The following is a 10610-nucleotide window of genomic DNA, read 5'->3' as shown; positions in this document are numbered from 1 at the left end:
CGGGAGAATCTCGGCGAGGCGTGGACGCTCGTCGGTCCGAACCTGCGCGGCGGCCTCACGCGCGCACAGTGGGTGACGGGCAACAACCCGGTCGTGCCGTATCCGATCGAGCGGCTCGATGTTGCGCCGTACAAGGTCGACGCGTCGTACACGAGGAGCGCCCTCATCGAGGTTGCGCTCCTGCCGCGCAAGAACGCCGGCGTGCGTGCCCAGGTCTTCTTCCTCGAGCTGAAGAGGCTCGGCACCGGCAACGAGGGTCGCTGGGTCGTCGACAACTGGGTTCCGCGAGCATCGGCGGTGGTTCCGCGATGAGCGATCTCGCAGGCCGCGCGATTCCGGAGCTCGACGGGAGCAGTCCGGGCCCAGCAGCTCGGGTTCGTGCGAGCGACAGCGTCGTCGGATTCGATGACGATCTCGACGAGACGAAGGTCGAAGCGCGCGACTACTGGGCATCGGTCTGGCTGCGGCTGAAGCGCGACAAGTTCGCGATCGCGGGAGGCATCTTCATCGTCGTTCTCTTCTTGACGGCATTCGCCGGTGCGCCGATCGCCGCGCATTTCCTCGGTCACGGCCCGAATGAGCCGTTCCTCGTCTCGGGTGGGCTCGACTCCGACCAGCTTCCCGCCGGCCCGTGGACCACCGTCGGCAAACTGACGGAGAGCGGGGAGGTCGAGAGGCAGCTCTTCATCCTTGGCTCGGACTCGACGCTCGCGCGCGACGAGTTCCTGCGCATCCTCTACGGCGCGCAGGTCTCACTCGAGGTGGGAATCGGCGCGACGATTATCTCGCTGCTGCTCGGTACTCTCGCCGGAGCGGTGGCCGGCTTCTACCGGGGCTGGGCCGACACGACGATCTCTCGCCTCGTCGAGCTGACGATGGCCTTCCCGTACCTTCTCTTCGTCATCACCCTGGCCGCAACGCTCGGTACGCGGCTGAACAAGATCACGTTCGGGTTCATGGGAGAGGGGGTCTTCACCCTCATTCTCGTCTTCGGGCTCCTCGGCTGGTTCTACTCCGCCCGCGTCATGCGTGGTCTTGCGCTGTCGCTCCGGGAGAAGGAGTTCGTCGAGGCGGCGCGGATGGTCGGTTCGAGCAACTGGCGGATCATCCGCTCGCATATCTTCCCACACCTCGTCGGGCCGCTGATCGTTCTCGCGACGCTCAATGTCGCGGCGTTCATCCTCGCCGAGGCAGGGCTCTCGTTCCTCGGTCTCGGCATCCAACTGCCGACAGCGAGCTGGGGCAACCTGCTCGCAGACGCCCCCCAGTACTACACGTCGCGGCCACTCCTCATGGTCTGGCCAGGGCTCGCGCTCCTCCTCACGTCGCTCGCGTTCAACCTCCTCGGAGACGGGCTGCGCGACGCATTCGACCCGCGGGGCTCCCGGTGACCACGCCGTCTCGCGTCAACGGAGCGACGAGCCTCGAGTGCTTCTCATCAACCGAACGTACGACCGAAAGGATGCTCAATGACTGGTAGACGTTTCCTCGGGGTGATGCTCGCCGTCTTCGGCGTCGTCATCCTCTCCGCCTCCGCTGCGGTCGCCGCTCCCGCAGCGAAGAAGGGCGGAACGATCGTCGTCGAGATGACGACCGACGTGGACTACATCGATCCGCAGCTCTCCTACTACGGAGAGACGTGGAAGCTCGAGGCCGCGACGGCCTGCAAGCTCCTCAACTGGCCCGACAAGGAAGGAGCCCCGGGCGCCATCGTCACGCCCGAGGTTGCCGCGGGGCTACCGATCATTTCGAAGGACGGCAAGACGTACACCTTCACGATCCGCTCGGGCTTCACGTTCTCGAACGGACAGGCTGTCAGTGCCAGGAGCTTCGTCAACGCTTTCAACCGCTTCGCAAACCCGAAGATGCAGTCGACGGGCGTTCAGTTCATCGACATCGTCCAGGGTGCCCAGGCCGTGATCGATGGCAAGGCGAGCACGGTCTCGGGTGTTACCGCGAAGGGGAACAAGCTCGTCATCCGGTTAACCAGGGCGTCGCCCGACCTCCTCGCCCGGATGACGATGCCGTTCCTCCAGGCCATCGACACGAAGCTGGCCGGTCAGATCGACGCCAACGGGATCAACGAGTACGCATCCTGTGGGCCGTACTACTTCTCGGCACGCACGCCGGGGCGATCGATCACGCTCAAGCGCAACCCCCACTACAAGGGCCAGCGCGTGGCGAACCCCGACACGATCCAGGTCAACGTCGGCAACGACGTCGCGGTCGAGTTCCAGAACGTCGAGAAGGGGACGACCGACTACGCGTCGGGCGGGATTCCCGCGACCGAATGGAAGAACGTCGTCAACAAGTACGGGTTGAACAAGAAGGACGGCCGGGTGCAGGTGCGTCCGCTGCTCGATGTCCGCTACGTCGCGATGAACCGTTCGCGGCCGCTCTTCAAGGACAACTCGGGTCTTGCGAAGGCTGTCAACTGGGCCGTCGATCGGCAGGCGTTCTCCGCGCAGGGCGGGTACCTCTACGGCAAGCGCACCGGTCAGGTCTTGCCTCCAGGGATGCTCGGCTACAGCCAGCAGTCGCTGTACCCGCTGAAGATCACGGCCGGCTCGGCCAAGCAGGCGAAGAAGCTCGCTGCACCGAACCTCCGTGACGGGAAGGCGGTGCTCTGGTCGGCGAACGCCGGTACGGCTCCGCTGCAGGCGCAGTTGATCCAGTACAACCTGAAGCAGATCGGCCTCGATGCCGACATCAAGCTGCTTCCGCGGGCGCAGCAGTTCACGAACGCCGGGAATCCGAAGACCGCAACGTTCGACATGACGATCGAGCGGTGGGGAGCGGACTACGCGGACCCGTACGACTTCGTGAACATCCTGCTCGACGGGAACCAGGTTGCGAACTCGCAGCACAACAACTACGCCTACTTCAACGTGGCGAAGTACAACCAGCAGATGAACTCGGCGTCGCTGCTGACCGGCTCCAAGCGAGGCACGGCGTACGCCGCTCTCGACGTCGCGATGATGAAGGACAACCCCCCGTGGGCGCCTCTCGTCAACTCCAACGACCGCAACTTCATGTCTGCGCGCGTTTCATGCCTGACGCTGAACATGGCCCAGGGCGGCGGTCCTCTCCTGAACGTGATCTGCCTCAAATAGGTGATCCCGGGGAGGGGCGGTCTCCGGGCCGCCCCTCCCTCCCCGACGTGCGAAGGCGGTGAAGTGTGCTCAGCTATCTCGTCAGACGACTGATGTGGGCCGGCGTCCTCTTCGTCGGAGTCACGTTGATCACGTACGCCCTGTTCTTCGTGCTCCCGGCCGATCCGGCCAGGCTCGCGGCTGGCAAGTCGGCTACCGCCGAAGACGTCGCGCGGGTCTCCCACCAACTCGGCCTCGATCGACCGTTGCACGAGCAGTACGGGCTCTTCCTCAAGCGCCTCGTCGTCGATCATTCGCTCGGGCGCTCCTACACGAACCGCCGCTCGGTGAACGAGATGGTGGGCGAGGCCGTGCCCGTGACGGCGGCCCTCGTCGTCGGCGGCGCGATCCTCTGGATGATGATCGCCATCCCGATCGGGATCATCTCGGCGCTGCGGCCGCGATCCCTGATCGACAGAGGGGCGATGATCTTCATCCTCATCGGGATATCTGCGCCCGTGGTCTGGATCGGGTTGCTGCTCCAGTACTTCATCGGCTTCAGACTCGGTTGGACGCCGAACGCTGGCTACTGCGATGTCTTCAACCCGCCCGAAGGCGCGAGTTGCGGTGGGCCGGCGGACTGGACGTACCACCTCATCCTCCCGTGGGTGACGTTCGCGATCCTGTTCGCCGCGAGCTACGCGCGGATGATCCGGGCGAACGTCATGGACACCCTCGGAGAGGACTACGTGCGCACCGCACGTGCGAAGGGGGCACCGGAAAACATCGTCATCCGTCGGCACGTTCTGCGGAACGCGCTCTTGCCGATCGTGACGATGCTTGGCCTCGACATCGGTGTGGCCCTCGGCGGAGCGATCTTCACGGAGGCGATCTTCAATCTCCCAGGGCTCGGACGACTCGCACTGAACAGCGTCCTGAACCTCGATCTGCCGACCATGCAGGGCGTCGTCGTGTTCGCAACGCTCGCAATCATCCTCTTCAACGTGATCGTCGACGTGACGTACGCGATGATCGATCCGCGGATCCGGCTCGCATGACGGGGAGGGCGAACGGGGCATCACGCACCGAGCAGCCGGGAGTCGTCCCGCTGCTCGAGGTGCGTGACCTGCGCACGTACTTCAAGACGGACGATGGAATCGTCCGGGCCGTCGACGGCGTTTCCTTCAGCGTCGAGGCGGGGCAGATGCTCGGCGTCGTCGGCGAGTCCGGCTCGGGTAAGAGCGTCACGATGATGTCGATCCTTGGCCTGAACCCCAAAGCGGGGCGTCTCTCGGTCAAGGATGGCTCGGCGGCCCCGGAGCAGATGGTTGCCTTCCTCGAGGACTCGAAGAAGCACGTCTCGATCTCGACCGGGGCGGCGTTGTTCCGAGGGGAGAACCTTCTCGAGGCGTCAGGCTCAAGGCTTCGTGCACTTCGGGGGAAGGAGGTCTCGATGATCTTCCAGGATCCCATGACGTCACTCAACCCCGTGCTGACCGTAGGCGATCAGCTCGTCGAGGCCGTCACGCTGCATCGAGACATCAGTTCGCGGAACGCGCGGAAGCTAGCGATCGCCGGGCTCGAGGAGGTAGGGATACCGCGAGCCGACCGTCGCGTCGATGACTACCCGCATCAGTTCTCCGGGGGTATGCGGCAGCGCGTGATGATTGCGATGGCGCTGGTCAACGAGCCGGCGCTACTGATCGCGGACGAACCGACGACCGCGCTCGACGTGACGACGCAGGCCCAGATCCTCGACCTGATCAGCGCGCTTCAGAAGGAGCGCGGAACGGCCGTCGTCCTGATCACCCACGATCTCGGGGTCGTCGCGGAGACGGCGGACGACATCGTCGTGATGTACGCCGCGCGTATCGCCGAGCAGGCTCCGGTCCTCGATCTCTTCGAGCGCCCGATGCACCCGTACACCTGGGGGCTTCTCGGCTCGTTGCCGCGTGTGGACGTCACGCTCGACCGGTTGATGCAGATCGGCGGTCAGCCGCCGTCCCTTCTGCGCCCACCGGCCGGATGCCGGTTCCGTCCACGCTGCCCCTACGCGTTCGACCGCTGCCGATCCGAGATGCCGGCCGCGACCGAGCAGAGTTACGATCCCGGCCATCTCGACGCCTGCTTCCTCGACGAGCGGTTCAAGATCGACGAGTCGGCGCGGGTGACGAGAGAGCTCGGGCTCGCACCGGAGACGGCATGACCGACACGCTGCTCGAGATCGACCAGCTGACCAAGAACTTCCCCATCACCGAGGGGATCGTGTTCAAGAAGGAGGTGGCGACGGTCAAGGCCGTCGCCGGGGTGTCGCTGGACGTGCGCCGGGGAGAGACGCTCGGTATCGTCGGCGAGTCGGGATGCGGCAAGTCGACGCTCGCGCGGCTGATCACGAACCTTCTGGCGCCGACGAGCGGCACCGTCCGGTTCGATGGGAAGGACATCTCGACCTTTTCCCGGCAGGAGCTGTTCGCGTTCCGGCGGCAGGTGACGATGATCTTCCAGGATCCGTACGCGTCCCTCAACCCGCGCAAGCGGGTGGGGTTCATCGTCGCCGAGCCGCTGGTCGTCCACGGCGTCGGCACAGAGGTGGAGCGGAAGCGCCGGGTGCAGGAGCTCCTCGAGGTCGTCGGGCTCAACGCGGAGCACTACAACCGGTTCCCTCACGAGTTCTCGGGGGGACAGCGGCAGCGCATCGGCATCGCGCGTGCTCTCGCCGCCGGTCCGCGGTTGATTGTCTGCGATGAGCCTGTCTCTGCGCTCGACGTGTCGGTACAGGCGCAGATCCTCAATCTTCTGAGCGATCTCCAGGCGGAGTTCGGGCTCACGTACGTGTTCATCGCTCACGACCTGAGCGTCGTTCGTCACATCTCGGATCGCGTGGCGGTGATGTATCTCGGCCGGCTCGTCGAGCTGGCCGACGCGCGGGAGCTCTACGCCGAGCCCCGACACCCGTACACGGGAGCGCTCCTCTCGGCCGTGCCGATCGCCAACCCGCGCCTCGGGCGCAGTCGCCGTAAGCTCGTGCTCGCGGGGGACGTACCGAGCCCGATCGATCCGCCGAGCGCCTGCCGCTTCCACCCGCGCTGCCCTCGCGCCCAGGACGTGTGCTCGATCGACGACCCGGAGCTCCGTTCCATGGGGCCGCGGTCGCTTCGCGAGGCTGCGTGCCACTTCCCGCTCGAGCGCTGGCCGTTGACGCCCGACGAGATGCGAGCACCGGTAGGGGTGCCACCGACGGTCGGCGGCGCCAACGAGTCCACGCCGCCTGAGTTCGGGATCCTGAAGTGATCCTCAGCGGGCTGCGCACGATCCTCATCGGGATCGTCGCCCTGGGTACGTTCGCCGCTCTCGCGGGACTCCTTGTCGGAGCCGCGGCAGGTTGGTCGGGTCTCCGAGGAGCGTCGGGCGGACTGCTCCTCGTCGGCTCTCTCGTCTTCGTTGCGGGGGCGGTGAGCGGTATGCGCTATCCCTCGAAGCGCGTTCGGGAACGCAGGCTCGAGGGCGCCGACGGGCCGGGCCGCACCGGCGGCGATGCATCGGCTGCGGGCCTCCTCGTCGGCGCGGGGATCGTTCTCGTCGTGCTCGGGATCGTCCTCGATCCGGAGACGTCACTCTGATGGCGGGGCGCCCGGCTCGGCCGCTGCCGCGCGCCTGCGAGGATGCGCGTCTGCTCGCGTCGCTGGAGCTCGATGGCGAGATTGACGAGCTCGGGGCCAAGCAGCTTCGCCGGCACCTCGCAAGCTGCCCGGACTGCGCCTCGTGGGTCGCGGAGATGCGCTCCGTCACGTCGCTGCTTCGTGCAACGCCGTTCGAGCCCGTGCCGACGGACATGGCCCCGGGTGTCCCGCCGAAGGTCGGCCCGCCGAAGGCCGGCGCGCCGTGCTCGTGGTCGGCGAACGGCGGGTGCCGCGAGAGGACTGAGCGCGTGCTTCCTCGTGTAGCGCCCTGATCGACGCCTGCTCGTCGCCTGGGCGACCCTCCGACGGTATCCCGCCCTGGCCCTGAGCCCGATAGGCAAAAGGGCCGCCCGTGGGGCGGCCCTTTCGCAGGGCGTTCTGATTGGGGCGTCGGTCAGGTCAGGCGGCCATCATCAGTCAGTCAGTCAGTAGTCAGCTGCAGCCGGTGTTCGTGCCGCAGTCGCGGCACGTGTAGCAGCTGCCGGTTCGCACCATGCTGCCGCCACACTTCGAGCACTCGACGGCGTCTTCCCAGCTGTTGAACAGAGCCGTCTGGCCGGGAGGAGGAGCATCGTGCACCTGCGGTGCCGTGGCCTCGCCCGCGGCGTACGCGGCTGCAAGTCGAGCCTTCACCTCGGGCGTGAGGATCCCGGCCTCCTCCTGCTGGTCAGCCGTGAGGAACTTCTTGCCCATCCAGCGGAAGATGTAGTCGACGATCGACTTCGCGATGCGGATGTCGGCGTCGTTCGTCATCCCGCTCGGCTCGAAGCGCATGTGGCTGAACTTCGAGACGTACACCTCGAGCGGCACCCCGTACTGGAGGCCGAGCGAGACCGAGATCATGAACGAGTTCATCAGTCCCGCGAGCGTCGTGCCCTCCTTCGCGATGTCCACGAAGATGTCGCCTGGCGTGCCGTCCTCGAAGAGGCCGACGTGGATGTACCCCTCGTACTCACCGACGCGGAACTTGCGGCCGACCTCCGTGCGGTCGTCCGGCAACCGGCGCCGCTTCGGTGCAGCGACGACGCCACCGAGCGCGTGGATCTGGGCGATCCTGCCCTGCTCGGACGTGTCCTTCGAGCCCGAGAGCGGCTGGGCAACCTTGCAGTTGTCACGGTAGATCGCGATCGCCTTGACGCCGAGTTGCCACGCCTCGATCAGGAGCTGCGAGACCGCGCCGACCGACGTCTCCTCCGGCAGATTGACGGTCTTCGAGATCGCTCCCGAGATGAACGGCTGCACGGCACCCATCATCTTCACGTGACCCATGTAGTGGATCGCGCGCTCGCCAATGGCGCAGTCGAACACCGGGTAGTGCTCGTTCTTGAGGTGCGGCGCGCCGATCACGCTGCCGCGCTCGTCAATGTACGCGACGATCTCCTCGACTTCGCGGGTCGCGTAGCCAAGCTCGCCGAGTGCCATGGGCACCGTCTTGTTGACGATCGTGAGCTCGCCGCCACCGACGAGCTTCTTCGACTTGACGAGCGAGAAGTCGGGCTCGACGCCGGTCGTGTCGCAGTCCATCATGAAGCTGATCGTCCCGGTCGGCGCGAGCACCGTCGCTTGCGCGTTCCGGAAGCCGGCCACCTCACCGAGGTCGAGCGCGTCGTCCCAGGCCCTGCGCGCAGCCGACAGCATGTCGTCCGGCACCGAGTCGGTGTGCTGGATGTTCCCTACCGCTGCGCGGTGCTTGGAGATGACGCCGATCATCGCGGCGGCGTTCTCCGCGTAGCCCGCGTGCGGACCCATCCGCTTCGAGATCTCCGCCGACTTGCGGTAGCCACGGCCGGTCATGATCGCCGTGATCGCAGCTGCGTACGCGCGGCCCTCGTCGGAGTCGTACGGGAGGCCGCGTGCCATTAGGAGCGCGCCGAGGTTTGCGTAGCCGAGGCCGAGCTGGCGGAACTTGAGTGCGTTGCGGCCGATCTCCGGCGTGGGATACGACGAGTAGCCGACGATGATCTCCTGCGCGAGGAACATGACGTCGACTGCGTGCTCGAACATCGGCACGTCGAACTCGCCGTCTTCCTTGCGGAACTTCATCAGGTTGAGCGACGAGAGATTGCAGGCGGAGTCATCGACGTGCATGTACTCCGAGCACGGATTCGACGCGTTGATCCGGCCCGTGTTCGGGCTCGTGTGCCACGCGTTGATCGTCGTGTCGTACTGGACGCCCGGGTCGGCGCACTGCCAGGACGCCTCGGCAATGTCCTTGAGGAGATCCCGTGCATCGACCGTGCGCACGACTGAGCCGTCGGTGCGGGCGGTGAGATTCCACTCCTTGCCCTCCACGACCGCCTCCATGAACGCATCCGTGACGCGGACCGAGTTGTTGGCGTTCTGGTACTGGATCGAGCCCCAGTCAGGTGAGTCGAGCGACATGTCGTAGCCCGCCTGCTCGAGGACCCGAGCCTTGCGCTCCTCCTTCGCCTTGCACCAGATGAACTCGTCGACGTCGGGATGGTCGATGTCGAGCACGACCATCTTCGCAGCGCGCCGTGTCTTGCCGCCTGACTTGATCGTGCCGGCAGACGCATCGGCGCCACGCATGAACGAGACGGGGCCGGACGCGTAGCCGCCCTTCGACAGCTGCTCCTGTGAGGAGCGCAGGCGGGAAAGATTGATGCCCGAGCCCGAGCCGCCGCGGAAGATGACGCCTTCGCGGCGAATCCAGTCGAGGATCGAGTCCATCGAGTCGTCGATCGAGAGGATGAAGCACGCAGAGCACTGCGGCTTCTCTTCGAAGCCGACGTTGAACCACACGGGCGAGTTGAAGGACGCGATCTGGTTGACCAGGATCGCCTTCAGCTCCGCCTCGAACGTGTCGGCCTCCTCGGAGGTCGCGAAGTACGCGCCCTGGCGGCCCCAGCCGCCGATCGTGTTGACGACCCGACCGATCATCTGCTTCACGGAGCGCTCGCGCTCGGGTGAGGTCATGCGACCGCGGAAGTACTTCTGCGAAACGATGTTCGTTGCCGTCTGCGACCAGAACTTGGGGAACTCGACGTCCTTTTGATCGAAGGCGGGGCCGTCCTTGCCCGGAATCAGGGCGTGGCGCGACTCCCATTCGATCTCGTCGAACGGGTCGCGGCCGGGGATCGTAAAGAAGCGCTGCGGGGTGACGCTTGCACTGTTGTCGACGACGGTGTTGACGTAGTCATCCGTCGTGAGGAGCGGTGCTGAGGTCTCCGATGCTGGTGTTGCCTTTGTGGTTGCCATGCCTGCCTCCCGGCCGTCCGTCGATCAAGGGAAAAGTGTTGTCCGTCCCGCAAGGTGCGACGCTGGGAGGGATTCGGGATGCTAGGAGGTGCATCGGACGGCACCCGTTTCTCGCGATTTTCATGCAATTTCCAGGAAAATGGCGGCCCAGCTGGTCCTCGTAGTTTACCGCTGGGCGGCAGCCCTGGGCAGCGTGAGGACGCTAGACGGCGGGCGGCGGAGCAGCCGAGCCGTCATCGTCCCCGTCACCGTTCATGCGGCGCCGGAGATAGCCGGCCGAGCCGGCAGCGAGCAAGAGAATGGCCAATCCGCCGAGCACGAGCAGCGGGATCGGTACCGATGACGGCCCGGACGTGTCCGTCGCGGTCGTGTCCGTCTCGGAGGTCTCCGTCTCGACGTTGGACGTCGTATCCGTATCCGTGTTCGTCGTCTCGGTGGTCTCCGTTTCGACGGGGGTCGTCGGCGTCGGGTCCTTGCCACCCGGGTCGGGCTTGCCCTGTTTCGCGAAGGCCAGGGCGCGACCGATCTCCTCTTCCGCGTTGCCGTAGATCAACAGATCCGGCGGCAGTTGCTTGATCGCCTGCGCGTAGCACGGCAGCGGGTAGATCCTGTTCACTCG

At 65.9% G+C, this 10610-nt stretch carries 10 protein-coding genes; 8 read left to right on the top strand and 2 right to left on the bottom strand.

Annotated features, from left to right (window positions below; all coding sequences use genetic code 11):
* The 8 genes from ABIR74_RS09600 to ABIR74_RS09565 form a co-directional block, all read left to right on the top strand.
* Positions 1-312 (top strand): hypothetical protein (locus tag ABIR74_RS09600; RefSeq protein WP_348177467.1); only part of this gene is annotated, 312 nt, incomplete at its 5' end.
* On the top strand, positions 309-1391 hold the full coding sequence (locus ABIR74_RS09595; RefSeq protein WP_348177465.1) for an ABC transporter permease: 1083 nt from the start codon (positions 309-311) through the stop codon (positions 1389-1391). The genes ABIR74_RS09600 and ABIR74_RS09595, both read left to right, overlap by 4 nt.
* A 78-nt stretch (positions 1392-1469) precedes the next feature.
* Entirely contained in the window at positions 1470-3113 is a 1644-nt protein-coding gene (locus ABIR74_RS09590; protein ID WP_348177463.1) for an ABC transporter substrate-binding protein, read from the top strand.
* Positions 3114-3178: 65 nt separating this feature from the next.
* Positions 3179-4150 carry an ABC transporter permease gene (locus ABIR74_RS09585; RefSeq protein ID WP_348177461.1) on the top strand — a complete coding sequence of 324 codons (972 nt, stop codon included), beginning with the start codon at positions 3179-3181 and terminating at the stop codon, positions 4148-4150.
* Positions 4147-5298 carry an ABC transporter ATP-binding protein gene (locus tag ABIR74_RS09580; protein ID WP_348177459.1) on the top strand — a complete coding sequence of 384 codons (1152 nt, stop codon included), beginning with the start codon at positions 4147-4149 and terminating at the stop codon, positions 5296-5298. The genes ABIR74_RS09585 and ABIR74_RS09580 overlap by 4 nt, the downstream gene beginning before the upstream one ends.
* A complete protein-coding gene (locus ABIR74_RS09575) occupies positions 5295-6383 on the top strand; it encodes a dipeptide ABC transporter ATP-binding protein (RefSeq protein WP_348177457.1) in 1089 nt (362 codons plus the stop codon). The genes ABIR74_RS09580 and ABIR74_RS09575 overlap by 4 nt, the downstream gene beginning before the upstream one ends.
* Positions 6380-6712 (top strand): hypothetical protein, encoded by a 333-nt coding sequence (locus tag ABIR74_RS09570; RefSeq protein WP_348177455.1) that lies wholly within the window; start codon positions 6380-6382, stop codon positions 6710-6712. The genes ABIR74_RS09575 and ABIR74_RS09570 overlap by 4 nt, the downstream gene beginning before the upstream one ends.
* Positions 6712-7044 carry a zf-HC2 domain-containing protein gene (locus ABIR74_RS09565; RefSeq protein ID WP_348177453.1) on the top strand — a complete coding sequence of 111 codons (333 nt, stop codon included), beginning with the start codon at positions 6712-6714 and terminating at the stop codon, positions 7042-7044. The genes ABIR74_RS09570 and ABIR74_RS09565 overlap by 1 nt, the downstream gene beginning before the upstream one ends.
* A gap of 160 nt (positions 7045-7204) precedes the next feature.
* Here the strand turns inward: ABIR74_RS09565 and ABIR74_RS09560 are convergent, their stop codons facing one another.
* Positions 7205-9991: a vitamin B12-dependent ribonucleotide reductase gene (locus ABIR74_RS09560; RefSeq protein ID WP_348177451.1), complete on the bottom strand. Its 2787-nt coding sequence runs from the start codon at positions 9989-9991 to the stop codon at positions 7205-7207.
* A gap of 202 nt (positions 9992-10193) precedes the next feature.
* Positions 10194-10610: hypothetical protein (locus tag ABIR74_RS09555; protein ID WP_348177449.1), on the bottom strand; the 417-nt coding region annotated here is incomplete at its 5' end.

It is taken from the genome of Gaiella sp., assembly GCF_039915195.1.
Classification (GTDB): Bacteria; Actinomycetota; Thermoleophilia; order Gaiellales; family Gaiellaceae; genus Gaiella.
The sequence above is the reverse complement of the archived record's forward strand: the minus strand, read 5'-3'. Positions and strand labels throughout refer to the sequence as shown.

What these genes read in the sequence shown, in the direction of transcription:
- ABIR74_RS09575 (WP_348177457.1), top strand. Translation starts at nt 5,295, where the DNA reads ATGACCGACACGCTGCTCGAGATCGACCAGCTGACCAAGAACTTCCCC.
- ABIR74_RS09580 (WP_348177459.1), top strand. Translation starts at nt 4,147, where the DNA reads ATGACGGGGAGGGCGAACGGGGCATCACGCACCGAGCAGCCGGGAGTC.
- ABIR74_RS09560 (WP_348177451.1), bottom strand. Translation starts at nt 9,991, where the DNA reads ATGGCAACCACAAAGGCAACACCAGCATCGGAGACCTCAGCACCGCTC.
- ABIR74_RS09590 (WP_348177463.1), top strand. Translation starts at nt 1,470, where the DNA reads ATGACTGGTAGACGTTTCCTCGGGGTGATGCTCGCCGTCTTCGGCGTC.
- ABIR74_RS09595 (WP_348177465.1), top strand. Translation starts at nt 309, where the DNA reads ATGAGCGATCTCGCAGGCCGCGCGATTCCGGAGCTCGACGGGAGCAGT.
- ABIR74_RS09565 (WP_348177453.1), top strand. Translation starts at nt 6,712, where the DNA reads ATGGCGGGGCGCCCGGCTCGGCCGCTGCCGCGCGCCTGCGAGGATGCG.